Annotated in this window: 23 protein-coding genes and 1 tRNA gene; 8 read left to right on the top strand and 16 right to left on the bottom strand. The window is 69.8% G+C overall.

The window, feature by feature from the left end; all coding sequences use genetic code 11:
* Positions 1–179: 179 nt before the first annotated feature.
* Positions 180–650, bottom strand: a complete 471-nt coding sequence (locus HNQ61_RS15835; protein WP_170034900.1) for a hypothetical protein — start codon at positions 648–650, stop codon at positions 180–182.
* 72 nt (positions 651–722) lie between these two features.
* Entirely contained in the window at positions 723–2,828 is a 2,106-nt protein-coding gene (locus HNQ61_RS15840; protein ID WP_170034899.1) for a tyrosinase family protein, read from the bottom strand.
* Positions 2,829–4,006: 1,178 nt separating this feature from the next.
* Here HNQ61_RS15840 and HNQ61_RS15845 point away from each other — a divergent pair.
* Positions 4,007–5,800, top strand: a complete 1,794-nt coding sequence (locus HNQ61_RS15845) for a hypothetical protein (RefSeq protein ID WP_205761535.1) — start codon at positions 4,007–4,009, stop codon at positions 5,798–5,800.
* Positions 5,793–7,382, top strand: coding sequence for a hypothetical protein (locus HNQ61_RS15850; protein ID WP_170034898.1), 1,590 nt, complete (start codon positions 5,793–5,795; stop codon positions 7,380–7,382). The genes HNQ61_RS15845 and HNQ61_RS15850 overlap by 8 nt, the downstream gene beginning before the upstream one ends.
* 265 nt (positions 7,383–7,647) lie before the next feature.
* On the opposite strand, the gene HNQ61_RS15855 is transcribed toward HNQ61_RS15850, so the two are convergent.
* The 3 genes from HNQ61_RS15855 to HNQ61_RS15865 all read right to left on the bottom strand — a co-directional run bounded on the left by HNQ61_RS15855 (position 7,648) and on the right by HNQ61_RS15865 (position 11,233).
* Positions 7,648–8,940: a hypothetical protein gene (locus HNQ61_RS15855; RefSeq protein ID WP_170034897.1), complete on the bottom strand. Its 1,293-nt coding sequence runs from the start codon at positions 8,938–8,940 to the stop codon at positions 7,648–7,650.
* 746 nt (positions 8,941–9,686) lie between these two features.
* Positions 9,687–10,583, bottom strand: coding sequence for a manganese catalase family protein (locus HNQ61_RS15860; RefSeq protein WP_170034896.1), 897 nt, complete (start codon positions 10,581–10,583; stop codon positions 9,687–9,689).
* 176 nt (positions 10,584–10,759) lie between these two features.
* Positions 10,760–11,233 carry a hypothetical protein gene (locus tag HNQ61_RS15865; protein ID WP_170034895.1) on the bottom strand — a complete coding sequence of 158 codons (474 nt, stop codon included), beginning with the start codon at positions 11,231–11,233 and terminating at the stop codon, positions 10,760–10,762.
* 316 nt (positions 11,234–11,549) lie between these two features.
* Between HNQ61_RS15865 and HNQ61_RS15870 the strand changes: the two genes are divergently transcribed.
* The 3 genes from HNQ61_RS15870 (at position 11,550) to HNQ61_RS15880 (ending at position 15,033) form a co-directional block, all read left to right on the top strand.
* Positions 11,550–11,622, top strand: a tRNA-Gln gene (locus tag HNQ61_RS15870).
* A 361-nt stretch (positions 11,623–11,983) separates the two neighbouring features.
* Positions 11,984–14,230: an Ig-like domain-containing protein gene (locus HNQ61_RS15875; RefSeq protein WP_170034894.1), complete on the top strand. Its 2,247-nt coding sequence runs from the start codon at positions 11,984–11,986 to the stop codon at positions 14,228–14,230.
* A gap of 323 nt (positions 14,231–14,553) precedes the next feature.
* Entirely contained in the window at positions 14,554–15,033 is a 480-nt protein-coding gene (locus HNQ61_RS15880; RefSeq protein WP_170034893.1) for a hypothetical protein, read from the top strand.
* Between the two features lie 222 nt (positions 15,034–15,255).
* Here HNQ61_RS15880 and HNQ61_RS15885 read toward each other — a convergent pair whose 3' ends face one another.
* The 3 genes from HNQ61_RS15885 to HNQ61_RS15895 form a co-directional block, all read right to left on the bottom strand.
* The gene (locus HNQ61_RS15885) at positions 15,256–15,780 is read right to left on the bottom strand and encodes a DUF1003 domain-containing protein (RefSeq protein WP_205761534.1); all 525 of its coding nucleotides are present in this window, start codon (positions 15,778–15,780) and stop codon (positions 15,256–15,258) included.
* A 131-nt stretch (positions 15,781–15,911) separates the two neighbouring features.
* Complete coding sequence (locus tag HNQ61_RS15890) at positions 15,912–16,166, bottom strand: hypothetical protein (protein WP_170034891.1); 255 nt, start codon at positions 16,164–16,166, stop codon at positions 15,912–15,914.
* Between the two features lie 3 nt (positions 16,167–16,169).
* A complete protein-coding gene (locus HNQ61_RS15895) occupies positions 16,170–16,823 on the bottom strand; it encodes a MarC family protein (RefSeq protein ID WP_170034890.1) in 654 nt (217 codons plus the stop codon).
* A 129-nt stretch (positions 16,824–16,952) separates the two neighbouring features.
* On the opposite strand from HNQ61_RS15895, the gene HNQ61_RS15900 reads away from it, so the two are divergent.
* Entirely contained in the window at positions 16,953–17,663 is a 711-nt protein-coding gene (locus HNQ61_RS15900; protein WP_170034889.1) for a hypothetical protein, read from the top strand.
* Between the two features lie 240 nt (positions 17,664–17,903).
* Here the strand turns inward: HNQ61_RS15900 and HNQ61_RS15905 are convergent, their stop codons facing one another.
* Both HNQ61_RS15905 and HNQ61_RS15910 read right to left on the bottom strand, forming a co-directional pair.
* Entirely contained in the window at positions 17,904–18,329 is a 426-nt protein-coding gene (locus HNQ61_RS15905; protein WP_170034888.1) for an FKBP-type peptidyl-prolyl cis-trans isomerase, read from the bottom strand.
* Between the two features lie 93 nt (positions 18,330–18,422).
* Positions 18,423–18,806, bottom strand: coding sequence for a hypothetical protein (locus HNQ61_RS15910; protein ID WP_170034887.1), 384 nt, complete (start codon positions 18,804–18,806; stop codon positions 18,423–18,425).
* 267 nt (positions 18,807–19,073) lie between these two features.
* On the opposite strand from HNQ61_RS15910, the gene HNQ61_RS15915 reads away from it, so the two are divergent.
* The gene (locus HNQ61_RS15915; RefSeq protein WP_170034886.1) at positions 19,074–19,925 is read left to right on the top strand and encodes an aldo/keto reductase; all 852 of its coding nucleotides are present in this window, start codon (positions 19,074–19,076) and stop codon (positions 19,923–19,925) included.
* 386 nt (positions 19,926–20,311) lie between these two features.
* Here HNQ61_RS15915 and HNQ61_RS28300 read toward each other — a convergent pair whose 3' ends face one another.
* Positions 20,312–20,794 (bottom strand): FKBP-type peptidyl-prolyl cis-trans isomerase, encoded by a 483-nt coding sequence (locus tag HNQ61_RS28300; protein WP_205761533.1) that lies wholly within the window; start codon positions 20,792–20,794, stop codon positions 20,312–20,314.
* Positions 20,795–21,027: 233 nt separating this feature from the next.
* Between HNQ61_RS28300 and HNQ61_RS15925 the strand changes: the two genes are divergently transcribed.
* A complete protein-coding gene (locus tag HNQ61_RS15925; RefSeq protein ID WP_170034885.1) occupies positions 21,028–21,498 on the top strand; it encodes a YaiI/YqxD family protein in 471 nt (156 codons plus the stop codon).
* Between the two features lie 72 nt (positions 21,499–21,570).
* Here the strand turns inward: HNQ61_RS15925 and HNQ61_RS15930 are convergent, their stop codons facing one another.
* The 5 genes from HNQ61_RS15930 to HNQ61_RS29625 all read right to left on the bottom strand — a co-directional run bounded on the left by HNQ61_RS15930 (position 21,571) and on the right by HNQ61_RS29625 (position 26,311).
* Positions 21,571–21,774, bottom strand: coding sequence for a hypothetical protein (locus HNQ61_RS15930; protein WP_170034884.1), 204 nt, complete (start codon positions 21,772–21,774; stop codon positions 21,571–21,573).
* 564 nt (positions 21,775–22,338) lie between these two features.
* Entirely contained in the window at positions 22,339–24,393 is a 2,055-nt protein-coding gene (locus HNQ61_RS15935) for an NAD(+) synthase (RefSeq protein WP_170034883.1), read from the bottom strand.
* A gap of 144 nt (positions 24,394–24,537) precedes the next feature.
* Complete coding sequence (locus tag HNQ61_RS15940; protein ID WP_170034882.1) at positions 24,538–24,945, bottom strand: hypothetical protein; 408 nt, start codon at positions 24,943–24,945, stop codon at positions 24,538–24,540.
* A 167-nt stretch (positions 24,946–25,112) separates the two neighbouring features.
* A complete protein-coding gene (locus HNQ61_RS15945) occupies positions 25,113–25,571 on the bottom strand; it encodes a c-type cytochrome (RefSeq protein WP_170034881.1) in 459 nt (152 codons plus the stop codon).
* Positions 25,572–25,639: 68 nt separating this feature from the next.
* Positions 25,640–26,311 carry a double zinc ribbon domain-containing protein gene (locus HNQ61_RS29625; RefSeq protein ID WP_170034880.1) on the bottom strand — a complete coding sequence of 224 codons (672 nt, stop codon included), beginning with the start codon at positions 26,309–26,311 and terminating at the stop codon, positions 25,640–25,642.
* Positions 26,312–26,323 lie beyond the last annotated feature (12 nt).

The raw sequence follows: 26,323 nt of genomic DNA on the forward strand, positions 1-26,323 counted from the left end.
CCCGCGGCTCATCCCCGGCGGGGAGGTGCGAGGGTGCCTGCGGAACGGCCCGGCGGCGTGCTTCCGTGCCCGCCCGGGTCGATGGGGGGGTTCGCAACGATAACCCGTCCCGCGCCGCCGGGACAAGCGCCGGCCGGGCGGGACGGACCGGCCGCGCGCGCCGGTCCGCGAGGACGCGGTCAGCAGTGGTGCGCGCAGGAAGGCGGATGCTTTCGCCGGGGCCACGCGTTCCACAGAGATGCGGAAACGAGGAGAGCCGCACCCAGCCACGGCACCATGGAGGAATGCTCCCCCGCGGGCGCGGAGGACATCCCGTGGTGGCCCGCGTGCATCGCGCCCGCATCGGCGTGCAGGTGCGTGAGTTCGCCCGCGAGCAGGACCGCGGCCACGCAGGCGAGGGCGAACGGTCCGTACCCGCGGCGCGCGGGGGCGCGCCACGCCAGCATCAGCGGCACGGCGGCCAGGGCGAGGGCCGCCACCGGCCGGGGGAGCGCGGCGGGAGCGACGGAAATCCCCAGCCAGCCCAGCACGGTCACGTGGGCCACCACGCACAGCGCGCACTTGGGCACCACGGCAACCAGCACCGCCAACCCCACCGACGGAAGCCGCACGCGCGCGCCGTTCTGAATCACGGCGGAGGACGCCATCATCGACAGATCCAGTGTGAGTGAAGTCGTCGCGGAGGGGAGGAGGAGCCGGTGCGCTCCCCCTCCCCTCCGCCGTCAGACGGGCTGCGGCTGCGTGAGCTGGTCCGGGTTCACCGCCACGGTGACGGGCCCGGGCGCGGGCGGAATGTTGGCGCAGCGGATGGAGATCGTCTTCCATCCCATGTTGTCCTGCTGCGCCACCGTGTCGGGAATGGGGCGGGCGAACGGGCGGTTGAAGGGGAATCCCATCTCCCGCTTGTCCGGATAGTTCTGGTCCTTGAGGCCGCAGTAGCTCAGCGACGTGCACTTGCCGGGCTGCGGCGGCATGCTGAGCTCGGCGCCGTCGGAAAACATCACGAACAAGCGGAATCCCATCCCCGACGACGTGCCCCGCGGCAGCAGCAGGGTGTACGGCCAGCCGCAGTCGCACCAGGGCGAAAGCTCCGTCTTGGGCGAAGGCTCGTCCGTGGGCTCCAGGTCGGCGGGCTTGAGCGCCGGCTTGCGCACCACCGACGAATCCTCCGAGCGGCGCACCACCACGCCCGTGTCGCCGGTCAGCAGAAAGCTGAAGCGGTCCAGCTCCATCCACGCGGTGCGGTCGCCGATTTCGCTTTCCGGCGCCAGAAACACGCGCACGGCCAGGTCCTGCGGCGCGCCGGCCAGGTTCTCCACCCGGAAGGCGTACAGAAAGTCCTCGTGCGACAGATAGTTGATGGTCTGCAGCACGGGGTTGCCGTCCGCGTCCTGCAGCATCACCTGGCGCTTCCGCATCTCCGTGCGCAGCTCGTCCGTGGCCTCAAGCCCGGCGGGGAGCGGTCCGCCCGCGTCCAGGGCGGCGGTGAGCGCCTGCAGGTCCGCGGTCCCGGGCGTGCTCAGCCGGAACAGCTGGATGTCGGGGCTCTGCGCGCCGTGCCCGTCCGGATGCTTGCGGATGCGCACGCGGGGGCCGCCGGCGAAGTCGTACGGCGCCTGCGTGTTCTGGTACGCCTGGTAGACGGAATCCACCTCCTTGTGCCAGCGAAAGAAGATGGGGTCGCGCACGGCGGTGGAGGTGTTGCCCATCACGCCGTACGGCTCGGCGTTGTTCCACGCCATGAAGTGGATGTGGCCGTCGTTGTGGTGGTTGCCGTACGTCTGAAAGTTGGCCGTGCTGCCGGTGCCGTAGTAGTCCGGCGAGTTGGTGTTGGCTTCCTCGGCGTCCCCCACGTTGTCGATGGTCACGGCCAGAGGCGGCGTGAGCAGCGAGAACGTGCCGGAGCGCGCGGCCTCGGTCATCCGCTGGTAGAAGGTTTCCTGCTGCTGGATGGTGGCGCCGGGGCGGGTGTTGAACGGCGGGGCCAGGTCGCTCCACGCGGCGCCGGCCGGGCGCGGCCCGCACGCGGACCAGTTCGCACCGTCCCACAGCAGCAGGTCTCCGGGGTTGTAGCCCTGCGGAATGGGCGCGGCGTAGTCCTCGAACTCGGTCACGCGGTCCAGGTTCACGGCCACGCGCTCGGCGTCGTACCGGGCCAGCATCTGCTCGTGCATGTACGCGAACAGTTCGCCGTGGCGGTCGCCCAGGTCGTAGCCGCCGCCGGGAGAGGGGCGGCCGGCCGTGGGGTACACCAGGTGCCAGTGCTCGTGGTGCTCGTTGATGAGGGGATCTTCGCGCCAGAACGAGACGCGGTCCTCGGGCGGGGTGGCCACGGGGCGGGTGCCGGGGTCCGCCTCCGTTTCGTCGGCGGCCGACGGCTCGGCGGAGGCGCGCAGCAGCCCCGGCTGGCGGCGCTCCAGCGTGTGCAGGCGAAGGCGGTCGCGCGCCGGCGCATAGTGCGTCACGAACAGCTTGAGCGCGTGCTGGGCAAGGCCGCGGATGGGCTCTTCGCCGGGCGCGGCGTCCAGCGCAACGGCCTGGGGGCCGCTTTCGCGAGAAAGGCGGGTTTCCACTTCGGTCACGGCGTCGGCCAGCCCGTCGTCTCCCCCACCCCGCGCGTCGGCGATGCGCATCATCTCCGAGGCCAGGTCCACGGCCTTCTGCACGTCTTCGGGAATGAAGGCGCTGAACGGGCGGCCGGGGCGCGCCTGTGCGTCGGCGGCAAGCATGCCGGGCGCGGTGCGGGTGGCGGCGAGAGCCGCGCGGGCCTTGGGGCTGCGTCCGGAGACAATGTTGTCTACCCGGCGCTGCAGATCATCCTGGGTCATGAAAGCACGCTCATGGATTGGTGCGGAAGCCGCCACGATGCGCACGGGGAGGAGTGTGCGATCACCTGGGGCGGCCAGGGAAGGTGTGGTCCGGCGGGGCAATCGGCATGCCTGCTGCTACCCTTTCGCGTCGCACATCGCAAGTCGATGTGGCCGGACGAGATGCGTGCTTTCCAAGGAGCCGGACTGATCGCCGCACGCCAGCGGAGTGGGACCCCGCCGCCTCATCTTGCTGCCCCAAGAGGACGGTCTCCTTCGTGGATTCGCGGGGTGCGCGGAGGATGACCGGATCCGGCTCAGATCGGAAAGCGGCATCAGGTGACAAAGAAGCCCCCGCGCGCTCGCCGGGGGCTCCTTTTACATGCGCGCCGTCGGGCGCTCTGGATCGATCACCTCGACCCTGGTCTGATCAGGGTGACATGACTGGGCGGGGTAACTGGCTTTCCCGCAACAACATGCCATCCTGAGAGGGTGGTGAGAACCTCAGATCATCCTGCCGCAGAGATTGGCCCAACGGACGGCTCACGCCCCTAGGCGTCATCCTGAGGAGGCGCCGGATGATGCCGCCGGCCCGCCGAACCTTGGCGCCGACGAAGGATCTACTCTCCCCGCGAGAACGGGCGTGCGGGTCGCGACGTTGGCTCGGCGGATAGTAGATCCTTCGGTCGCGCATGACCTCGGCGTGATGGAAAGGCCGGCGCACGCTCCCTCAGGATGACGCCTAGCGGCGGGGTTCGACGGGGAAAGACGGTCTGCGGGTCGTTTCTCGACGTGCTCTCAGACGGACAGCGTGGGTGAACGAACTCTGGCCAGCCGAGTTTCTCAGCCGCCTCTCAGAGCGCCCCGCCGGATCACCGCTGAGCGCAGGTTCTCTTCTTCACGTGATGGACGGCACGCAGCGCGGACCGCGGTTGTACCTGCCGTGCCCCGCATGCACCCACCCTGCCTCACCAGTGTGGCTCGCCGGCCACGCTGCCCATCGTACCCGCAGAGCCTGCAACCGTATTCCGTTGCAGAGCTTACCATCGATCACAAGCGCAGGCACGGCCGGGGGACCCTCCCTTGCAGCCGCTTTTCCGCATCGGACCCCCCGCACCAACTGGCGGTTGCGCGGGCTCCGCGGATCAGTCCGCGCCGCGCATCCCATCATCCCCATCCCACAGATCGGAGTTCCAGGAATGTCCACGCTTTCCAGTTTCTCGCTGCCGGCCTTCATTCAGGATTTTCCCGCGGACTCGCCACAGGACGTGGAGATGAAGCGGCAGTGGAACATCAACGTTTCCGGCTGGATCACGCAGGCCATGCCGCCTGCACCCTCGTTCTTCTACGACCCCACGGCCGTGGACATCCCCTCCGGAAGCCCCTCGGTGCTGGTGCAGTGGGTGGCGTTTCCCGGACGGCTTCAGCAGTTCTATTCCAACACGCCCCCCAACGACCCGCCGAACATCTACAATCTGACCCAGGCGCAGGTGTACTCGCTGGCCGACCAGTACGCGGCCGGCGGGAGCGTGCCGGAGTTCAAGGAAATCCCGTCCGTCCTCTGCCCCGCGGCGCAGTGGAAGGGCCCGCTCAAGACCTTTGGCCCGTACGGCCCCCGCGGCTGGCTGGATGAGTACTGCGAGTGGAGCGCGGCCCGCGACGCCAGCGGCAACCTGCTGCGGGTGGATTTTGCCTGCGAAAACCCGGAGTACTGGAACACGCTCTGGATGGTGAGCCCCGAAAAGGTGCGCGAGCTGTACGAAAGCGTGCTCAACTGGGACGCGCCCGCCGACCGCCGGATCACGGTGACGCTGCAGGACCTGCAGATGTTCGCCGACGGCAATGCGGTCACCGACCCCGTCACCGGCGCGCCGGTCTACAACCCGCTCAACAAGTGGAACAGCGGCCCCACCGCCGTGCGCACCGGCGATGCCTCCCAGTTCAGCGGCGGCGTGATGCACCTTACCAGCACGCCCAACACGCTGCAGACCGAACTGGGGCTGGCCGGCGCTTCCACCGTGCAGTTTCAGGTGGCCGGGCCCGTGAACGAGCAGTCGCTCATCTGCTGCGGCAAGTACGGCCAGCAGTACCGCCACAGCGACCCGCACATCGGATTCACCGTAAACCAGGTCGTGGGCGGCGCGCTCACCGGCGGCCAGCCGCAGCTCGTCTGCCTGGCCAACCCGGTGGGGCTCTACCTTCAGCCGCCCACGGCCAGCTTCTCGTTCGGGCCGGGCATCGATCCCGCGAAGCTGCCGGCGAACGCGCAGGCCTCCGACATCTACCACGTGCTGCGCGGCTCCGCGACGGTGACGGACAGCGTGACGGGCAAGCCCTTTCCCGGCGGAATGATCCTGCACGCCGCGGCCCAGATCCCCTCTGCGTGGCTGGCCGTGTATCCACAGATGACGCTGGGCGACATCCTGATCAACAACGAGCCGCTGCAGTGGGCGGGGCAGCTGGCCGCGCAGTTCAAGGTGGGGCTGTACGCCCGCCCGCTTGCCGCGCCCACCACGCCCCCGCCGGCCCCGTGCTCCACCGGCGCCGCCACGCCCGGCGCCCCGCTGCAGGCGCTGTACGCCAGCGTGTGGAACGCGTTCTACAACGCGGTGGAAACGGCGCCCACCGGGCAGACCATGTCCCTGGCCAGCAACACCACCTTCATCGCCCCGCGCCTGCCCGCCGGAACCACGCAGGATCTGGTGGTAACGTGCAACAACCCGTCGCCGGGGTCGCTCAAGGCGGGCATCCTGCTGCCGGACGGGTCCGCGGTGGACGGCTCCATCAAGGTCACCATCAACAGCGCCGTGCCCGTGGAGTACGCGGTGCCCGGTAACTCGTATCCCGGCTCGTACACGGCGCTCCAGCTCACGGTGGCGGTGCCCGCCGGAGCGCTGGCGGGGCTGCGCGGAATCCAGATCGTGGATTCGCAGTCCGGGCCGCAGAGCTTTCCGGCGATGGTGTACGTGTCGCCGGGAGGCATTCATGCGTAGCCGCGCGCTTCTCTGCGCCGCGGTCGTCCTGTACGCGGCGGCCTGCGGGCGCGCGGACGGCGAGCGCGGCGGCGCGCCCGCGGCCCAGGCCGGCGTGGGGGGCGAGCAGGCCCAGGCGGCACCCGCGCCGAGCCCCTGCACGGGGTTCGGCGTACCGCCCATCGTTCAGAAGCCGGTGCTCAGCGGCGACTTCTCCTCCGTGGGCGACCAGCTGGGGGCGGACTGCATGGCGTGGCAGTCGTTCATCGCGCTCAACTGGCGGGCGGACCCGGCCAACCCCGGCCAGCCCGACACCTCGGCGGCGTGGGGCGGCTTCGGCGATCCGGCGGACGAATCGCCCACCGTGTGGGAAAGCTACTGGGAGCCCGCGGAGGTGTTCAACCAGCCGGTGGGGACCCGGCTGCTGTGGTCCAGCCCGCGCCCGGCCGGCAAGCGGCTGGTGCGCCGCTCCAAGCTGGACGACGCCAACCTCACGCTCATCGGCTTTCAGCAGGCGGGCGACCACAAGTGGCTGACCGCGCAGGACGGCAACCTCACCTACTACGAGGTGCGGATCAACCAGGACGAGTTCGAATACATCACCACCAACGTCATCAACGGCAGCGACCTCACCACCTTCGCGGGGCAGGCCGCCTGCGCGGCGCAGGCGGGAAAGCAGGGGCGGGGCGGCTTCAACCTTCCGGTGGGCGGCGGCAACAGCGCCACCGCGGTGAACGACGCGGACTGCATGGGAACGCCGCGCACCTACGGCCGCAACGTGGGCAGCATCGAGCTCAAGGCGGCGTGGCGCGTACTCCCCGCCAACGGCTCGCTCAACGGCCGCTACCTGACGGCGCAGGCGCAGATTGTGGATCCCGCCACCGGGCGCGCGACGCCCGCCACCGTGGGGCTCACGGGGCTGCACATTCTGCGGCGGGTGCCGGGGGCGCAGCAGTTCGTGTGGTCCACCTTTGAGCAGATCGACAACAGCCCGGACCAGGGAAGCACGCCGGACGGGTACACCAATCCCGTGCTGCCGTCCAACCCCAACCAGAAGCCGGGCCCGGGCTACACCTACTACAACCCGGGGTGCAGCAAGACCACCGACACCGTCTACGGCTGCGCGCACAACCAGATGCCGGACAGCGCCTGCGCGGTGGGGCAGGCCAGCGGGTGCGATCCGTACCCGGCGCCCATGCAGGTGACGCGCGTGACCCCGGTGGATCCCGTCGCCAACAGCGTCACGGGGTACGTGTGGAGCGTGCTGCCGGCCAACTCGGTGTTCAACTACTACCGCCTGGTGAACGTGCAATGGCCGGCCAACTCCACCGCCACCGCGCCGGGCAGCACCACGCCGCTCACCCGCGGCGACATCACGCCCGCGGCAAACGTGGCCAACACCACGCTCGAGACGTATCTGCAGACCAGCGCCACCGCCAACAACTGCATGTCGTGCCACCAGCAGGCGCCCATCGCGCAGGCGGCGGAGCAGAGCGTGGCCATGGTCGCGGGGCGCCGGCTGCGGACGGTGCGGCTGCTGGCCAGCAGCAAGGAGTACGGGTCCAGCTACAGCTTCATCTTTGCCACGGAGACGCGGCACTGATCCGCGCGCGGCGGTACAACTCCGTCGCGTCGCGTGGGACCGGGCGAAGCAGAGATTGAGGATGGATGGATGAACATCGGGGTGCCGCGCGTCCGCGGCACCCCGTTGCTGATGCTGATCACCCGCGCCGCCGATCCGGCCCGCCCTACGCCGCGCCCGCGGATCCGGGGTGCCCGCCGAAGCGCACCGGCTGCGGGCGGATCTCCGTCCCATGCGAAAGCGGCCCCCTTCACCGGGAAGGGGGCCGCCGTTCATCCCCCGAAAGCTACTCGGGGCAGATCTGCACCGCCGGGTTGCAGGCCGGCGGCGCGGGTTCCACCACCGACACCACGCCGCTGCCCGTGATTCCGCCGATGGTGGCGTAGATGTTCGTCTGCCCGTACCACGCGCCGTACAGCGAGGCGCTGCTGCCGTTGCTGGACGTGATGGAGGCGACGGACGAGTTGCCGCTGGACCACGAGCTCACGGTGCCCGGGATGGCCCAGCCGTACTGGTCCAGCGCCGATGCGGAGGTCGCACCCGCGCTCCCCTGCTCCACCGTCACCGACCACACGTTCACCGAAGTGGCCACGGGCTTGGAACGCTGCACCCATCCCAGCTCGATGTCGGCGTAGATGCTGGAGTTCCCCGACACGTTCAGCCGGCGGGACTGGTCGCGGTCCACCCAGGTAAAGACCCTGGGCCCGTACCATTCATCCGGGTTGGCCCATCCATCCTCTTCCCTGATCCGGAGCTGGATGTACGCGTTGCTGCTGTCCGGCAGAACGGGAAGGAGCAGGCCCGGTCGAAGCCGCCATGCCTGGCGGTACGGAAGGCTGTAGTTCTGGTAGGTCCACTCTCCCAGGTAGCTGCCGTCGGGGCGGTAGAACTTGGCATAGAACGTCAGTTCCAGGTCGGTGCCGGAGTCGTTGGTCTCAAAGAAGGCCTCGTCCAGGTACGTGGAATCACCGAAGTTCAGCGACTCCATCCCGCCGGAAGCCGTCATCCCCGGCACCATCACCGTCTTGTGTCCTTTGGCATCCGTCCAGGTGTACTGCTCGGCGATCTCGCCGTCCGTCGCCGACTGGATGACGGCGCCCGCGCCCGCCGGCTGCGGGTTTCCGCGCCGGCCCCGGGGCTCAGCGGGGTTGATCATCATGACCAGCGCGCTGGACGAGGCGCTGCCCACTCCGGCAACCAGCTGCCCGTCGCTGCCGAAGCCGAAGACGGTGCGGTCCTCCGGGTTTACGCTGGCGGCCACCACCACGCCGGGGGTGCCCCGCCAGGCGCGGCGCTGGGCGCGGCTGGGAACGGAAAAGTCCAGGTCCGGCAGGGCGCGAAGCCGCGCGATGTACACTTCCGGCGTTTCGCCCGCCGCGGCGGCGGCGCCCGCCAGCAGCCCTGCGCCCCGGGGCGAGCCCATCAGTTCCCGAAGGCTCACCTGGTGCACGTCCCACGGCGAGTCGCGCATGGCGTCGCGCACGGCGGCGCGCACCTCTTCGCGCCCCATGGCCACGGCCACGGACCGCGCCACGGTCTTGAGGCTGGCTTCGGCGCCCTGGATGTCTCCGGTGGTCACCGTGCCGGCCTTGGTTGGAACTGCCTGCGGCCCCGTTCCGGGATTGTCGCATGCCGCGGCGGCGGCGACGAGCCCGAGGCCCACCCACGCGCTTGATCGACGATTCATCATCTCAACGCAGAGCTGGAGGGAGATAAGAGCATAGGGGCAGGCGGGAAAGGATGGTTGCCGGCCCCTCCGCTCGGGAGAGTGCCGAACGGTAGGTTTTTTCAGCCAGAGGCGGCAATCGTGAGGGGGCGAACCGGCGGAATCGTGGGGTGAACCGCATTCCCGCCGGCCCGATCCGACTTCGTCTCCAGCGTCTCGCGGCCGGGCTTTGTTGAGCGAATGAATCCGCCACTCAAGAAGCGGTAACCCCCGACACCGGCCGCTGGCGCGTCCGGTTCGGGGCTTCAACCGCATCGGGACGGCGGGAGCAAGCCGTGTCCCGCCGCCGCGCTGAGGTCTCCCTTTCTCCCGCGGAGCGGGGGAGAGGGCCGGGGAGAGGGGCCTCTCCGGCCGCGCATGACTCTCCGGATCGAGCTGAGTTGCCGTTCTCCCCTCTCCGTGCGGCAGTTTGCACGGGGAGGGGCTGGGGGAGGGGCCGCCCGGCCCGGCGATGAACGAATCTCTCCGCGGCAAACCTGTATCGATGAGCCTCCGCTCTCGACCCTCGCAAAAGCACGACGCGCCTGGGCGCAAAACGAGGAGGGGGTGATCCACCCGGATCACCCCCTCCTCCCGTCTCAAGCGACCCGCGCAGCAGGTCAGCCGAAGAGCTTCTTCGCGATGTCCTTGAACATCTCGTGGTCGATGTCCGGACCCAGCGGCGACGTCAGCTGCGGCTCTTCCGGCAGCTCCGGCGGATCAAACCCTTCCGGCGGGCCGTCCTGCACGATCAACTCGCTCCCGTCCTCGGGGTGCGTGCCGTTCCAGATCTGGTTGATCTCGCGGTAGTCGTTGGGGCTGAACCGGTACAGGATCCGGTGCAGACCCTTGGCCTCGTGCGGCCGCGTCTCCGTGAAGCGCTTGTTGCTGATCTCGGGAATGGGAAGCAGCTTGCCCACGTCCACGCCGGTCAGCTTCTCCAGCGCCTTGGCGTACGCCACAATGTGTACGCCGCCGCGCACCAGCAGGTAGCCCAGCATGGCGCGCGAGGTGCGGTCTTCCACCATCTCGTACACGCGGATCTTGTTGGCCCGCGCGCCGCACTCCAGAAAGAAGTTGTGCAGCAGATCCAGCTTCAGGTTGCCGCTGGAAAAGACGTAGCTGCCGTTCCAGGGATTGCCCATGGAGTCCACCGGCAGCGCCGCCTGGCCGCTGGCGATGAAGTGGTAGCTGTTGCGCATGTCCGTGGCGTTGGCCAGCGGCGTGGCGTTCGGATCGCTGCCGCGCTTGGTGGAGCCGGTCAGCAGCAGGTTGATGGTGTACGACACCGCCTCGATGTGGCCGTACTCTTCGGCCGCGATGTTGGCGATCAGGTCGTAGAACGGGCGCATCTTGTCGCGCCCGCGAAAGTTGAAGGACTGAAAGGTGTAGTTCATCAGGGTAGACATCTCCCCGAACTTGCCTCCCAGCAGCTCCTGCACCGCCGCGGCGGCGTTGGGCGAAGCATGCTCCGGATTGGGCAGTTCCAGCGCGAGCTTGTCGATCCGAGTGATCATGGAGAGTCCTTCCCTTGGCGGATGTACGCGGGCCGGTGTGGCCGCGGCGAAAGGAGGGTGCACGTTTGCGGCCATGCCCGGCGCAGCGCCGCGCGGAACGCAACCGCTGATTCTGCTTCTACTTGCAGTGCAGGAGCCCGATCCGGCGCCGTCCAGCCGCGCCGGACCGGTTGCGTTCAGAAGGTGAGGCGCATGGAAACCGCGGTTCCGCCGGCGGGCGCCCGGGACACGGCCACAGGCGCCCGGCTCGACTTCCCACCCGTCGCGATCGCCACGATGCCGCCGATGACCGCGCCCACCCCGGCGCCCGCGACCGCGCCCATCGCCATCCGGTCGTCGGCGTTGAAGTCCAGGAGGCAGTCTTGGCAATCTTCATCGTCGTCGGTCACCGCGAACCGGCCCAGCAGCCCTCCCGCCACCGCCCCGGCGCCGGCCCCGATCAGCACGCCGCCCACCACCCGGCCGGCCCTCACCCGCGACCGTCCCGATTCCCACGCCGCGTCCGTCGCCCGGGCCCCGGACGATACCGCGGGCTGAAGGCTGGCGGAGATCACGGCCGGGGGCGTGTCCATGCGCGTCTGGGCGCCGGCGGGCACCGCGGATGCGGCGCACACGGCAAAGGCGCACGCGGAAAGCAGATAGCGTTTCATGCAGCGAACTCCCGTTTGTGCTCGCTCGCCCGCCGGAAATCGGAGGGCGCTGGCGAATCCCGGTATTCAGGGACGGGGTAAACCTCGGCATCCTTAGTTCCTCCGGCCATCGGTCGATCGGCCTAGTCCGCTTCTCTTGCCGCGCCGAAACGCCGTCCTGGCGGGGCGGGGACGATCCGGAGAAGATGCGAAGTATTGGAATTTCATCCGGAGTCAAACACCATGGCAGCCCCCACTTGCGCACCGGAGCGGAGGATATTACTTTTGGTTGTGAGCCGCCGGGACGGGTTGCTGAACACGAAAACCCGGCGCTTTCTGCCCTCTGGTGTAATTGGCAACACGCCTGACTCTGACTCAGGAAAGTCCAGGTTCGATCCCTGGGGGGGCAACTGGCGAAAGGCCCGGACCGCACACGCGGTCCGGGCCTTTCTGCATTCCCTCTGCATCCGCCGCGCCTCTGGAAAGCAGCGGCCGGTACAAATGACGTCGCGAGCTGCGAGGGCGGAAATCCGTCCCGCGAAATCGTTCGCCTGCAACGTGGACCAGTGGTAGGTTCACTGCGCAGAACCCGGTTCGCCGCATCTTGTTTCATCTTCCCGCGACTCCGGACGCGGCGGATCAAAGCGTATTCCCCTGATCCGCCGGGAACGCCCGCTTCTCCGCGGGCTGCAGCCATCCACCCGTCATCCCGCCCGCCAGGCCATCTCCGGCCCGGCACGGCTTGGTCACCGCATCCGCACAGAAAACGCCATGTCCCCATTCGCCCGACTGTCCCTGCTGGCGGCCTGCCTGTCGCTGGCGGCGTGCGCGGACCAGACGCCGACCGCCTCGCCCGAGACGGACGAGGCCGTAACGCTCGCCGGCGTACGGTGCACCCTGAGCGCGGACCAGTCCAGCGCCACCTGCGGCGCCCCCGCCGGCCGCGGCGATGTGATCCTGGACGGCGACGGGCCGTACGTGCAGATCGCCATGACGGAAGTCACCCGCCAGAACGGCGTGCTGACGGCCAACGTCACCCTGAAGAACCTGACCAACAAGGTCCTGGGCTTCGACGGCACGGAGCACAAGGGCGTCTACGTGTACATGCGCACCCCGCCCACCAACGGCGTGGTGTGGATCGACCCGCGCGGCACCGCCACCTTCGGCTCCGACGTGGCGCGCCCGTACGAGAAGTTCACGAGCGATCTGGCTCCCGGCGCCACCTCGCGCGCGCAGGAGTGGAGCTTCGCGCTGAACGGGGCCACCACCTTTACGCTGGACCTGATGGTGGCCACGCGCGTTCCGCAGGAGTTCGGAAGCATCGCGGCCGACCTGGACAGCATCTTTACCGCCGTGGGGCGCGCGGACGTGCTCACGGCGCAGGGGCTGAACCCCTACGGCTTCCCGGTGGCGGCGCCGCTGCGCTGGACCAGCCGCAACCCGGCCGTGCTGCGGGTGGACGCGGCCACGGGCACGCTCCAGCCCGTGACCCCGGGGCTCACCTGGGTCGTCGTGCAGCACGCGGCTGACCGCGGATTTGCCGCCGACTCCGTGCGGGTGCGCGCCAACCCCGCGGGTCCGTTCACCACCGCCGTCACCTCGGGTGACAACCAGGCCGGCGCGCCGGGCCAGCCGCTGGCCAGCCCGCTGCGCGTGCGCATCACCGACGCCAACGGGGCGCCCATCCCGGGCGTGGTGGCGCGCTGGCGCATTCTGGGCAGCACCGGCGGAAGCCTGTTGAACGTCACCACGGTGACCAACGCCAATGGTGAGGTGGAGGCGTCGTGGACCCTGGGCAGCGGTGCCGACTCAGTGGAAGTGATCGCCCCGTCCGCCGCCTCGCAGAACCGCGTGGTCTTTCACGCGCAGATCATTACCGCCACCCGCGGCTTTACCCGCGTGTGGACCGGCGCCGTTTCCGACGTGTGGGAAACGGCCGGCAACTGGGCCCCGGCGGGCGTCCCCACCGTGCTGGACAGTGTGGTGGTGCCGGTGACGGCGCGCTCCCCCCGGGCCTCGGTGGTCACGCAGGTGCGCCGCCTGGTAGTGAACACCGGTGCCACGCTGGAGCTGAACACCCGCATGTCGGTGCGCTCGGACGCCCTGGTGAGCGGGCAGGTGACGGGCACCGGCGTCGTGCGGATGAACGCCGACACCAGTTCCGTGCGCTACCAATCCTCGGTCGGCTACGTGGCCCGGATCTCGGGGCGCTTTCCCGAACTGGAGGTCGCGACCAGCGTCGCGCAACCCAGGCTGTCGGGCAACGTGCTGGTCGCGCGCGACATCCGGCTCGTGAGCGCGCGGCTGATTCTGGGCGGAAACGACCTGCGGGTGGCGGGCGACGCCTACATCCAGGGCGGTTTCGTGGGCGGGCCGGGGTCCACGGGCGCGGACTCACTCGACGTACGGGGCAACGTTTTCGTGAGCGCGGGCGGGATCGGCGGCGAGCTCGGAGTGCTGCTCGTGGGCGGCGACATTCTGCAGACGGGCGGAAGCGTCCGTCCCCTGAACGCCCACGTGACGGTTCTGAACGGGCCGGCGCAGCAGCGCGTGAACCTGATCGACTCGCGCGAAGGCGACGGCAACCGGCTGGTGAACCTGCGTATTGAAAACACGGGCGGGCTGCGGGTGGACCAGAACCTTCACGTCATCATCGTGGACGTGCTCAACGGCGCGCCCATCACCGGGTCGGATACGCTGTCCACGCGCAACCGGCTCAAGACCAACGGGCTGGTGAACCTGCCCGGCCTGGTGATCGGCACCACCGGCGGCGCCACGCTGACCGTTTTCCCCGGATCGTACCAGGTGCTCCGGACCCACTTCGGGGGCGGCATCATCCCCGCGCTCCCGTACCAGAACCTCACGGTGGGCAACACGACGGCGGGCGCTAATCTGCGCATCATGGGCGACTTCCGCGTGGAGGGGACGTTCAACACCAACGGGTACTCCGTGGTGGTGGACGGCACCTACACCGTGGCGCCGGGCGGCAGCGTCGTGGGCACCGTCACCCACAACTGACGGCGCTCCGGGGCCGGGGAGGGTGCCGCCCCCCATGACGCCGGATCAGCAGTCTGAATGACGAAAAGGGCCCGGGCCGCGTCTGCGGTCCGGGCCTTTTTTCCTCCCCCGCTCTGGTGAGACCGGGCGTGCGGGGACGCACCCGCATCGCCGAAGCCGCCGCCGCTTCCGTTCAGCCCTGGCGGGTGGTCATCGCGTCCCCGGGCGCATCCGCTCCATCCCGCGCCGCACGTCCCCCGCGGCCCGGCAGACGCGCGCCCGGTGGAACGGTCCTCGCAAGAGCCGCCCGCCCACGCATGGCGGGGGAGGACGCGATGGGATGGATGGCGAGATACATCGACGCGCTGCCGGTGAGCGCGAGAGACCGGCTGATCCAGGCGCAGGAGTGGTGTCTGGCCTCGGTGGTGCAGCCTGACGGCTCGCGGTGCCTGGTGGGCCACGCCGAAGACTGGCGCGCGCTCGCCGTGCAGCCCGGCGACTGGCGCCGGTGGATGGACGACGAGGCGGGTGGCGCGGAATGCGCCCCGGCGAACGATGCGCGGGCGCGCGAACTGGAGGAGGTGTGCAGCCCGTACTTCTTTGCCTTCCGCCGCGCGCACCCGGCGGACATGCCGGTGTACCGCGACCGCGTGGCGCGCTGGGGCCTCGCCTCCGAGGCGCGCATCGGCGCGCGCTTCGACCGGCTGTGCGCGCGCCGCGGGCTGGCTTGTGCCATCCGCATGGTCAAGCGGCGCGCGGCCGCCGGTGTCCCCATCCACGCGCCGCCGCCCGCGTCCCCGCGCGGCGTTCCGGCCGCGCACTGACCGGTCGTGCGCCCGTCTGGATGCGGATCGTCGGGCTGGGCAGGATGATCGACGCCGGCGTGGAGAATCGGCGCCCGGAGAAACGTGGTGCCGAGCGAAACGTCACGGTTGCGCGGCTTCGCGGATGCCGCGGTGGATGATCCGCGGACGCGCCTCTCCGGATGCAGAACGGCCCCTCCTCCGCGGCGCGGGAGAGGGGCCGTTTTCCATCCGCCGCGCGGGTCAGGGCAGCCGCGGGCCGCCGTGGCGCGCAAAGTACTGCGCGTTCTTTTCGATGCTGTCCATCACGCGGTTGGGGTGCACGTCGCGCGAAAGCTCGTCCAGTTCCGGATCGACTGCATCCTCAATCCCCATCTTTTCCGCCATCGCGGCGACCAGCGCCAGCGTGCGGGTGATCTCGTGCTCCGCCAGCAGGCTTACCTGAAGGTCCAGGTCGGCGCGCTTGTCGGCCAGCTCCGCCATCCGGTTCTGGCTGATAAGCACGAAGGTGCTGATGAAGATGGCTTCGACGGACGCCACCATCGCCAGAATCACGAAGCTGGGGTCGAACTTGGGCAGCCCGGGAATCCACCCCGTGTTCGCCAGGATCCACGAGCCGAAGATGGCCAGGTGCATGTAGACGAACGGCATGCTCCCGGCGAAGCGCGTAAATCCGTCCGCGATGCGCTCCGAGCGGGTCTTGGCCCGCTCCTCCTCCGCGCGGCGCTCCAGCAGCGCGCGGACGTTGCGCTCCACCACGCGCGCCATGGACCGGCGTCCGCGCGGCGGATACGTGGGGGTGTCCGGAGAGGACGGTTCGGGTTGGTTCAGGTACTCTGCCATGGCACCCCGCACGGGCAAGAGGCAAGCCACGCCCGCCGCAACCCGCTGGCGCCGCGCTACTTCGGCGCGTCTCCGCCGGGCATGCGCGCGCGCAGGTAGCTGTCCAGCTGCGCGTCGGGCACGCCGTACACCTGCTCGCTCAGAAAGCGGCGCGTCTCCACCTCGTTGTGCGTCACCTGCCGCAGCATGTGGCTCAGGCTTTCCAGCGAAAAGCCCACGCGGCGCGCGGCATCCGCCAGCCGGCGGTAGGCATCCCGCCGCGCGGCCTGCTCTTCGGGCGTTTCCGCCTCGTCCCACGGTTCACGCATCATCCGTCATCCTCCCCGCGATCGAACCACCAGGTCCAGCACCACCGCGCGCACCCCGTCCACCACGAACTGCGTGCCGATCACCATCACCAGAAGCCCCATGATGCGCTCGATCACGTTGATCCCCGTGGTGCCCAGCCGCCGCACCAGCAGCGGCGCCAAGCCCAGCACCACCCAGGCAATCAGCAGCACCACCACGATGGCGGCGTAGACGATCAGCCGCTTGGGCATCGTGTCCGCCTGGGCCAGCAGGGTGATGACGGTGGTGATGGCGCCCGGCCCGGCCAGCAGCGGAATGCCGAGCGGGATGATCCCCACGTCCTCCTTCTGCCCGCCCTCTTCCTCTTCCTCCTCCGTGGTGCGCGTGCGCGACCGGCGGGCCTGCAGCATCTCCAGCCCGATGCCGAACAGGATGATGCCGCCGGTGATGCGGAACGCCTCGGTGGTGATGCCGAACAGGCGGAAGATGGCCGTGCCCAGCAGCCCGAAGACGGTCAGGACGACGAGCGCCGTCACCAGCGCGCGGCGCAGCACGGCGGCGCGGTGGGCCGGCTCGTAGTGCGCGGTGTTGCTGATGTAGATGGGGATGGCCGCGACGGGGTCCACCATCACCAGGATGGAGCTTACCGCCAGCAGGGTAAAACCGAACAGTTCCGGCATGCCGCTCCGCGTGGTTGGGGCCCGAACGCCAATCTTCGCTTCCGCGCGGCGGAGAGCAAGACTGTTGGCGGTACGGACGAGTCGCGAGGCCGTTGCCACCTTCCCCGTGCCCGCGATAGCTTCGCCGCCATGCACGATTCCGCACTCGCCGCCCGCTACGACGCGCTCTGGAACGCCGCCGCCCCGGAGGTGCGCGCGGGCCGCGCCGCGCTCGATGCGTGGGCGGCGCGCAAGGACGATGACCATCGCCGCGGCGTCACGCTCCTGGCCCGCCCCTCGGATTCCGTCACGCGCGAACTTTGCGCGCTGATGGATGAACTGCGCGCGCTGGAGCCGGACCAGTACTACCATCCGCCCGCGGACCTGCACATCACCGTGCTTTCCCTGATCTCCGCGACGGTGGACTACGAGGAGCGGATGCATCAGGTGGATGGATTCCGCGCCGCCGTCGCCGAGGCGGTCGGCCGCGCGGCGCACTTCACCATCGACGCCGCGGGCGTGACGCTTTCCCCCGCCGCGGTGCTGGCCCGGGGCTTTCCGCGTGACGACGCGCTGGAGCGCCTGCGCGCGGGGCTGCGGGAGTCGCTGGCCGCGCGCGGGCTGGCCGGCGGGCTGGACGCGCGCTACCGCCTGCGGACCGCGCACACCACGATGGTACGCTTCACTGCCCCCCTGCGCGATCCCGCCCGCTTCGTCGACGCGCTCCAGTCCGCCCGCCAGCGCCCGTTCGGCGCGACGATCGTGGCCACGCTGGAACTGACGCTCAGCGACTGGTACCAGTCCGCCGGCCGCACCCGCCTGCTCGCCGCCTTCCCCCTCCCCGCCGCGCCGCCAGCCTGACCGCCATCGCGCGGCGACGAGCACAATCCGCCGCCCTCCGCACCGGACTGGGGTGTGCTCCCTCTCCCACGTCCGTTTGTGGGAGAGGGTCGTCGCGCGGAGCGCGCGGGGTGAGGGCCCCCGCCGGCGGCCACCCCCACTGCCCGTTCCGCACCATCGTTCTCCCATCCGCTCGTCGTCAAAACGAAAAAACGCATCCGGCGTACCGGATGCGCTTCCGTTTCCCATCCACCCGCCCGCTCAGCCGATGTCCACCAGCGTGAGCCGAAAGGTGAGCTGCTTGCCCGCAAGGTCGTGGTTGGCGTCCAGCAGCACCACGTCGTCGCGCACCTCCGCCACGGTCACCACAAAGGTGTTCTGCCCGTCGCTCATCTGCAGCTTGCGGCCGATTTCCGGGATCACGCCCTCCGGAAACTGCGACCGCGGCACCTGCAGAACCAGCTCTTCGCGGGCCTCGCCGTACGCGTCCGCCGCGGGGATCACCACCGTGCGCTCGTCGCCCGGCTGCATTCCCGTCACGCCGTGGTCAAAGCCGGCGATCACCTGCCCCGTGCCCAGCGTAAACTCCAGCGGCTCGCGCCCTTCGGAGCTGTCGAACACGGTTCCGTCATCCAGCGTCCCCGTGTAGTGCACGCGGACGGTATCTCCCGATTTGGCTTCCGCCATTCTCCTGACTCCTGCCGGGCCGGGTACCGGACCCCTCCCCCGCGGAGGCGTCACGCGGGCGGCGTACGCAAGACAAACGCCCGCCGGTCCGCCCTACGACTGCTTCGCCAGCCACTCCTTGGCGGGCTCCAGATCATCGAACGACTCCATCACCCGGCGGCTGAACAGCAGCACGGCGCGGAACAGCACCTTGTGCACGCCCGCCATCCCCACGACGGCGGCGGCGGTCACGTACGGCTTGTTGTGCACCGTGAGCTTCTTGAGCGCGTCCATCACGGGCGGCGAGTAGCGCGCCCCCGTCACGTTGCTCAGCGTGCGCACCGAGGCGGGCGGCTGCCGCGCGACCAGTTCACGCACGCGCTCAATCTGCTCCAGGATGTCGGCCTCGTTCTGCAGGTGCGACAGGTCGATGAGCAGAATGCGGGCACCGGCGTGCTCGATGAAGCGAACGCGGGGCGGCGTTTCCGCGAGCGGCATGATGGGCGGGGAGCGAGGATGAAAGGGATGCGCGAAAAGAACGTTTCGGGCGTGAACTGAGCGGGACGCAACCTAGTGGCCGGGAAACATCCTTTCAAGGCCCGCGCGCTCCGGCCGCGCCTCCCTGCAACGTCCATCCGGTTCGGTGGATGACGGGCGCGGTTATCGCAGGGATTCGCGGCTTGTTCCGGGCACCCGGCGGCGTTCGCGCAAAGGTGCGGTGCGCGGCCCCGGGCGCATCAACCCCGTGATGATCATCCGCGAGACATGACCAGCATTCCCCGCGTCACGCTCAACAACGGCGTCCAGATTCCGCAGGTGGGCTACGGCGTGTTCGAGATCGAGCCGGCGCGCACGGCGGAGTACGTGCGCATGGCGCTGGACGCCGGCTACCGCCACATCGACACGGCGCAGATGTACGGCAACGAGGCCGAGGTCGGCGAGGCGGTGCAGGCGTCCGGAGTACCGCGCGCCGACGTCTTCATCACCACCAAGCTGGACAACGGGCGCCACGGCCGCGCGGAAGCCGTCCGGGCGCTGGACGAGAGCCTGCGGCGGCTGCGGACGGACTACGTGGACCTGTTCCTGATTCACTGGCCCATCCCGCCGGAAGACCGCTACGTGGAAACGTGGGAAGCGCTTGGGGAGCTGATGGCGGGCGAAAAGACGCGCGCCATCGGCGTATCCAACATGACCGGGGCGCAGCTTGCGCGGCTGGCGGAGCGCTCGGACATCGTCCCCGCCGTGAACCAAGTGGAGCTGAACCCGTTCCACCCGCGGCGCGAACTGGTGGCCTACCACCGCGAGCACGGCATCGCCACGGAAGCGTGGCGCCCCATCGCCAAGGGCCAGGGGCTGGATCATCCCACGCTGGTGAACCTGGCGGAGCGGTATGGCAGGACGCCCGCGCAGGTGATGCTGCGGTGGCAGATTCAGGAAGGGAACATCGTGTTTCCCAAGTCCGTCACCCCGTCGCGCATCCGAGAAAACCTGGACGTATTCGGCTTCCGGCTGGCGGATGACGAGATGGCGTCCGTCGCCGCGCTTGCCGGCGATCCCCACGCCCCCGCGGACCGCACCCCCGAGGCGCTCAAGATCATCGACACCTGGTCCGCCTGATTCGCGTGCTGATCGGAATGTCCCGCGGCGCGGGCACGTCCGTGCGAGCAGGTGACCGCCTGGAGCCTCACCGATGCGGTGCGTCACCGGAGACAACGACGGCGGAACGACCCGCTGCCCGCCCGCGCGCTGAGGTCTCCCCCTCTCCCGCTTGCGGGAGAGGGGGCCGGGGGGTGAGGGCTGCCTGCGGCCGCGCCGGACCGTCCGAAACGTGAGGACGTTGCAGTTCTCCCCTCTCCGTGCGCAGTTTGCACGGGGAGGGGCCGGGGGAGGGGCCTCACAGTCCGGCGATGAGCAGACCCATCAGAACAGCACATCCGCCTGAATGATGAAGAAGGGGCGCGGAGATGATTCTCCGCGCCCCTTCGTTCATCCGGCGAGACCGCTTACTTGACCGAATCCACCAGAACGTTGAAGACCAGGATGGAGTTGCCGGGAATGCCGGGACGCGACGAACGCCCGTAGCCCAGCGAAGGCGGAATGATCAGCTGGCGCTGCCCGCCCTTCTTCATCCCCGCCACGCCCTCGTCAAAGCCCTGAATCACCATGCCGCGGCCCAGGATGAAGGGGAACACCGGCCCGCCCACGTTGGTGTCCACCTGCTGCCCGCTGGCCAGCCACAGGGTGTAGTGCACGTACGCCGTGTCGTTCGCCGCCGCGGCCACACCGGTGCCGGCGGTGATGTCGCGGTAGTACATGCCGCTGCCCGTGCGCGTGCTGGCCGCCAGGTTCACGCCCAGCGACGAAGCGAACTGGGTTTCTTCGATGACGGGAGACGAGTAGGTCACGTCGCCGTCGCAGGCCGCGGCCGCGGCGATCGGAAGCGCGCACGCCAGCAGGGCCAGGGAGCGGCGGATCAGCTTGTTCATGGGAATCGTACTCGGGTCGGGTTCATCAACGGCGCCGCGCGCCGCGGGGGAACGCGCGCGGACGGCGTTCCGGGAACCCCCAACGATAGCACCGCGCACGCCGATCCGTCTACGGTGCACCTGACCGATGTCCGCGCGCCGCGCGGGCTTGCGCCCCCGCACGGGCGGCGGCGCCCCGGCCGCGGTATCTTGCGGCTCGCGCGCGAGGACGGACCTGTGGAACGGGAGATGTCGTGAAGCTGTGGATTGACGCGGACGCGGCGCCGCGGGACGTAAAGGAGATCGTGTTCCGCGCGGCGCGGCGGCTGGAGCTGCAGACGGTGCTCGTCGCCAACCAGCGGCTGCCGCTTCCGCCGGGCAACCCGTTCATCAGCGCGGTACGCGTGGAGGGCGGCCCCGACGTGGCCGACCGCCACATCGCCGATTCGGCGGAGCCGGGCGACGTCGCCGTCACCGCCGACATTCCGCTGGCCGCGGCGCTGGTGGAGAAGCAGGTATTCGTCATCGACCCGCGCGGCGACGAGTACTCGCCCGACAGCATCGGCGAGCGCCTGGCCGTGCGCGACTTCATGGACGGGCTGCGGGGCGCCGGGGTGGAAACCGGCGGCGCCCGTCCCTACGGCGAGCGGGAAAAAAAGGCCTTTGCCGCCGCGCTGGACCGCGTGCTCACCCGCGCCATGCGGGGCGGGCGGCCGGGGCGCTGACGGACTTTGGGGGCGTGCGGAAGAAGGGGCCGCGGCGTGAACCCGCGGCCCCGCTCCGCCCTTCCGTGATGGTCAGGCCTGGGGCGTGCCTGCCGCGGGCTGCCCCGCCAGGCTCTCACGGGCGGCGAGCCCGTCGCGCGTTCCCTGCTCGCGCGATTCGCGGCTGTAGTGGTCCTCGAACAGCCCGGTGAGCAGCGTTCCGATGGACCGGCCGGACTTGCCTTCTACCGCGCGCTGGTACGCCTCCTGGTACGCGGCCTTGTTCTTTACCGACATCAGTTCCTCCTCGTAACGGGTCCAGTCTGCGACCGGCATGGCCGCGCAATCACAAGGTAATGCGGTGGCGCGCGAAATCCTCGAACTTTTTCAGAGTAGTCACTGAATCCTAGCGGAAAGGTTGTGCCCCGCCTCTGCAAACAAACATGCGATTTCGGCCGGTATTTCGTTTGCCAAAGGACGGCGACCCAACGCGGGTCCTCCCACGAGAACGGCGGTGCCGGTCGCGGCCTTGGCTCCGCGGAGAGCAGATCTCTCGGTCGCGCACAGTCCAGCGCGGCGGAAGGGGCGGCGCACGCTCTCTCAGGATGACGCCTGCGGCGTGGTAACTGGCATCCCCGCAACTACATGTCATCCTGAGGAGGCGCCGGACGCACCTGCGTGCACACCGAACCGTGGCGCCGACGAAGGATCTACCTTCCCGCCGAGCCAACGTCGCGACACGCACGACCGTTTCCGCCGGCCCGTTCAGCTTTTCATCCATGCCAAATCACGCGCGACGCTCCTCCTGGACTACAGACAAAAGGCGGGGCCAACCCGTGGCCCCGCCTTTCGCAACCGCATTCAGGGAACCGCGTTCCGCAGTTCATCCAGCCACACCGTCGCCTCCGAGTCGCTGGGCGCCCGCCAGTCGCCGCGCGGGCTCAGCGATCCGCCGCTGCCCACCTTGGGCCCGTTGGGCACCGCGCTGCGCTTGAACTGGCTGATCTTGAAGAAGCGCCACAGAAACACCTCCATCCACCGCTTGATGGTGGCCAAGTCGTACTGGTTGCGGCGCTCCGCGGGAAGCAGTTCCGGCCATCCCCCGCTCTCCCGGTCGCCCCAGGCGTGCAGCTCCAGAAACGCGATCTTGCTGGGCCGGAAGCCGAAGCGCGTCACGTAGAACAGCGTAAAATCCTGCAGCTCGTACGGGCCGATCTTTTCCTGCGTGCTCTGCGCCGGCTGCGCGCTTTCGCCTTCGCCGCCTGGCACCAGCTCCGGCGAAATCTCCGTATCCAGAATGCGCTGCAGCACCTGGCCGGTTTCCGCGTTGAACTGGCCGCTGTGAATGACCCAGCGGATCAGGTACTGGATCATCGTCTTGGGCACGGACGCGTTCACGTTGTAGTGCGACATGTGGTCGCCCACGCCGTACGTGGCCCATCCCAGCGCCAGTTCGCTCAGGTCGCCCGTCCCCAGCACCAGCCCGTCGTGCAGGTTCGCCAGGCGGAAAAGGTGCGACGTGCGCTCCCCCGCCTGCACGTTCTCGAACGTCACGTCGTACACCGGCTCCCCGCTGGCGAACGGGTGCCCGATATCGCGCAGCATCTGCAGGCACGACGGGCGGATGTCGATTTCCGCCGCCGTAATCCCCAGCCCGCGCATCAGATCCCACGCGTTGCCCTTGGTGGATGAACTGGTGGCGAAGCCGGGCATGGTGTAGCCCAGGATGTTTTCGCGCGGCAGCCCCAGCCGGTCCATGGTGCGCGCCGCCACGATCAGCGCCTGCGTGCTGTCCAGCCCGCCCGACACGCCGATGACGATCTTCTTGATCCCGGTGGCCGCCAGGCGCTTCATCAGCCCGTGCACCTGGATGTTGTACGCCTCGTAGCACCGCGCGTCGCGCACGGCCGCGTCGTCCGGCACGTACGGAAAGCGGCCGACCGTGCGCTGAAGCGCGATGTCACCCGCCGGCACCGGAAAGTGGAACGGGATGCGGCGCATGGCCCGCACCCGGTCCGCGTGGTCCCCGGCGGAGTCCTGAAAGGTGTTCATCCGCGAGCGCTCCTGAAGCAGCCGCTCCAGGTCCACGTCCGCGGCGATCATGTGCTCCTCGTCCGCGAAGCGGGGCGATTCCGCCAGCAGGTCGTTCTGCTCGTAGATGAGCGCGTGGCCGTCCCACGCCAGGTCCGTCGTGCTTTCGCCCGGGCCGGCGGCGGAGTACAGGTAGGCGCAGATGCAGCGGCCAGACTGCGTGGCGCACAGGTCGCGGCGGTACTCGGCCTTGCCCACGGTGATGTTGCTGGCGGACAGGTTGGCGATCACCGTGGCCCCCGCCAGCGCCGCGTACGTGCTGGGCGGGATGGGCGTCCACACGTCCTCGCACACCTCCGTGTGCAGCACGAAGCCGGGTACGTTTTCCGCCTCGAACAGGATGTCCGCGCCGAACGGCACCGTCTGCCCCGCCACCGTCACCTGGTCCCACGCGGCGTCGCGCCCGCGGGTGAACCAGCGCGTCTCGTAGAACTCGCGGTACGTGGGCAGGTAGCTCTTGGGGACGATGCCCAGGATGCGGCCGCGGTGGATGGCGACCGCGCAGTTGAACAGACGTCCCTGAAAGCGCAGCGGCGCGCCCACGAGCAGCACCGGCGTCAGCTCCGCGCTTTCCGCCACCAGCCGCTCGATCCCCGCCAGCACCGCCTCCTGCAGCGCGTCCTGCTGAAACAGGTCTTCGCACGTGTAGCTGGAGATGCCGAGCTCCGGAAACAGCGCCACGGCTGCCTTCTGCTCCGACGCGCGGCGCGCCAGGCCAAGGGTATGTTCCACGTTGTACGCGGGGTCCGCCACGCGTACGCTGGGAATGCACACGGCCACGCGAACGAAGCCGTGAGAGTAGATGGAATGGAACGGTGCGCGCATCAGCCTTTTTTCCGCCGGCGGGAGAATGGGTGCACCTCACCATACAAGCAACGTTCCCGCCCGGCCAGCAGATGGCTGCTCCGGTCGATGAAAGACGCCCCGCGCGGAGTTCAGCGCGGGGCGTCTTTCGATCCATTCTCACGATCAGCGCAGGCGCGCCACCAGCCAGCCAATCCCTCCGCCGACCACCGCGCCCGCCGGAACGAAGACGACCGCCGCCAGCCCGCACATGGAGCCCGTTTCGGAGCATCCCGGCTGCGCGAACGTCGCCACCAGCCCCAGCGCGGCGCCTGCCAGGGCGCCGACCCCCACGTGTGTGCCGGTCGACGGACTTCGTGATTCCCCCGCCCGGCGCTCCACGGCCGCGGGCGCGATCAGCCGCGGATCCATCACGCCCGGCTGCACGGCCACGGGTTCAGTCACGGCGGATGGAGCCGCCTCGGCCGCGAGCAGGGCTGGCGCGAGGTCCGCGCGCCTCTGCGCCAGGGCAGGCGATGCGATCACGGCGGCGGCGAGGGCGAGCAGGACGGTCCTGAGATGGATTCGCATCATGGATGTCGATGGATGCTGGTCGGCGCGGAGGCTCCGCGGTGTGGCCGGAAGCAGAACGCGGCTCCGGGGCGGGATGGGACACATCACCGCCGCGCGATGTTCCGGCGCATGTGCGAACGGGCCTCCCACGCGTCTGCGCGGGAGGCCCGTCATCCATCCAATGCGTATTACTTCGCGGCCGGGTGCGCCAGCGACCAGGTGTACGCCGACACCGCACGGATCTGTTCATCCGTAAAGGTGCCGTTGCCGCGCGGCGGCATGGGGACGGGGTGCGCCTCCGTGCCCGCCACGCCCTCCGTCACCACGGCCACGATCTCCTCCAGCGAACCGGTGCCCTTGGTCCACGTGGCGTCGACGATGGAAGGCGCGAGCTGCGTCCCCCCGCCCGCCTCGCCGTGGCACATCACGCACGCCTGCCGGTACAGGCCGCGTCCCGGGCCCGCCTGCTGCGCCGTCACTCCCGGCGGAAGCTGCCCCACCGGCGGGCCCGAATCCACCACGACCGGCTTGGCCTGCCCGTCGCCGTCCTTGGCCGCGCCGCCGCCGCTGCTCTGTCCGTCGCGGTCGCATCCCGCGAACACGGCCAGCGCCACCAGCGCCGCCGCCCATCGTCCCGTCGTCCCCATCGGCTCCGTCCGCCCCGTACCCCGCGCGCCGCCGGGAGGTGTCCCGGCGGGCCGCATTCGGGGCCGCGCTACCGCAAGCGCTGTTCCGGGCGTCCCGGGGGCGGTGCGCCGCCGCTTGCCATGCGGGGTGCGCCGCAGGTGGCGCAGAAGCTCCACTCCGGTTCCATCATGGCGCTGCAGTCCGCGCAGGGCACGGGAACCAGCACCTTGCCGCAGAACGGGCAGAAGCGCGCGTCGCGGTCCATGGGCAGCGGCGAGCGGCACGACGGGCACGGCTTCGGCCGCGGCCGCGGCGCCTCCACCACCGGCTCCGGCTCCGCCCGCGGCGCGGCGGCCACGGGCGCGGAGGCGGATGCGCGGGCGGCCGGCGCGGGCGCGGTTCCTCCCGCCACCACCGGCGGCGCCGTGGGATCGGGCTGCGGCGGCTGGGCGAACGGGTTCAGCTGAACGGGGACGTCCGCGTAGTCGCGGTAGATGCCCAGGATGGGGTTGGGCGCCTGCAACTCGCGGCGAAACTCCTCCAGCACGTCCGCGCGCTCCAGCTCCAGGTACTCGCGCTCGCCGCTCAGCAGGCGAAGCAGGGCGTGCTCGTACTCCGCCAGTTCGCCAAAGCCCAGCTCGGCGCGGATCAGGCGGTACGGCACCACGTCCTGGTACAGGTCGCCGATGGTGAGCGCCCGGCCCGGGTCGCGCGTCAGGGCGACGAACACGCGCCGGTACAGGCGGTCGAGAGCGTCCACGAGGGGGAGTGC

The organism is Longimicrobium terrae (genome assembly GCF_014202995.1).
Taxonomy (GTDB): domain Bacteria; phylum Gemmatimonadota; class Gemmatimonadetes; order Longimicrobiales; family Longimicrobiaceae; genus Longimicrobium; species Longimicrobium terrae.

Excerpts from the sequence above, each read along its gene's own strand:
- HNQ61_RS15835 (WP_170034900.1), bottom strand. The coding sequence starts at position 650 with ATGATGGCGTCCTCCGCCGTGATTCAGAACGGCGCGCGCGTGCGGCTT.
- HNQ61_RS15840 (WP_170034899.1), bottom strand. The coding sequence starts at position 2,828 with ATGACCCAGGATGATCTGCAGCGCCGGGTAGACAACATTGTCTCCGGA.
- HNQ61_RS15845 (WP_205761535.1), top strand. The coding sequence starts at position 4,007 with ATGTCCACGCTTTCCAGTTTCTCGCTGCCGGCCTTCATTCAGGATTTT.
- HNQ61_RS15850 (WP_170034898.1), top strand. The coding sequence starts at position 5,793 with ATGCGTAGCCGCGCGCTTCTCTGCGCCGCGGTCGTCCTGTACGCGGCG.
- HNQ61_RS15860 (WP_170034896.1), bottom strand. The coding sequence starts at position 10,583 with ATGATCACTCGGATCGACAAGCTCGCGCTGGAACTGCCCAATCCGGAG.
- HNQ61_RS15865 (WP_170034895.1), bottom strand. The coding sequence starts at position 11,233 with ATGAAACGCTATCTGCTTTCCGCGTGCGCCTTTGCCGTGTGCGCCGCA.
- HNQ61_RS15875 (WP_170034894.1), top strand. The coding sequence starts at position 11,984 with ATGTCCCCATTCGCCCGACTGTCCCTGCTGGCGGCCTGCCTGTCGCTG.
- HNQ61_RS15880 (WP_170034893.1), top strand. The coding sequence starts at position 14,554 with ATGGCGAGATACATCGACGCGCTGCCGGTGAGCGCGAGAGACCGGCTG.
- HNQ61_RS15885 (WP_205761534.1), bottom strand. The coding sequence starts at position 15,780 with ATGGCGCGCGTGGTGGAGCGCAACGTCCGCGCGCTGCTGGAGCGCCGC.
- HNQ61_RS15890 (WP_170034891.1), bottom strand. The coding sequence starts at position 16,166 with ATGATGCGTGAACCGTGGGACGAGGCGGAAACGCCCGAAGAGCAGGCC.
- HNQ61_RS15895 (WP_170034890.1), bottom strand. The coding sequence starts at position 16,823 with ATGCCGGAACTGTTCGGTTTTACCCTGCTGGCGGTAAGCTCCATCCTG.
- HNQ61_RS15900 (WP_170034889.1), top strand. The coding sequence starts at position 16,953 with ATGCACGATTCCGCACTCGCCGCCCGCTACGACGCGCTCTGGAACGCC.
- HNQ61_RS15905 (WP_170034888.1), bottom strand. The coding sequence starts at position 18,329 with ATGGCGGAAGCCAAATCGGGAGATACCGTCCGCGTGCACTACACGGGG.
- HNQ61_RS15910 (WP_170034887.1), bottom strand. The coding sequence starts at position 18,806 with ATGCCGCTCGCGGAAACGCCGCCCCGCGTTCGCTTCATCGAGCACGCC.
- HNQ61_RS15915 (WP_170034886.1), top strand. The coding sequence starts at position 19,074 with ATGACCAGCATTCCCCGCGTCACGCTCAACAACGGCGTCCAGATTCCG.
- HNQ61_RS28300 (WP_205761533.1), bottom strand. The coding sequence starts at position 20,794 with ATGAACAAGCTGATCCGCCGCTCCCTGGCCCTGCTGGCGTGCGCGCTT.
- HNQ61_RS15930 (WP_170034884.1), bottom strand. The coding sequence starts at position 21,774 with ATGTCGGTAAAGAACAAGGCCGCGTACCAGGAGGCGTACCAGCGCGCG.
- HNQ61_RS15935 (WP_170034883.1), bottom strand. The coding sequence starts at position 24,393 with ATGCGCGCACCGTTCCATTCCATCTACTCTCACGGCTTCGTTCGCGTG.
- HNQ61_RS15940 (WP_170034882.1), bottom strand. The coding sequence starts at position 24,945 with ATGATGCGAATCCATCTCAGGACCGTCCTGCTCGCCCTCGCCGCCGCC.
- HNQ61_RS15945 (WP_170034881.1), bottom strand. The coding sequence starts at position 25,571 with ATGGGGACGACGGGACGATGGGCGGCGGCGCTGGTGGCGCTGGCCGTG.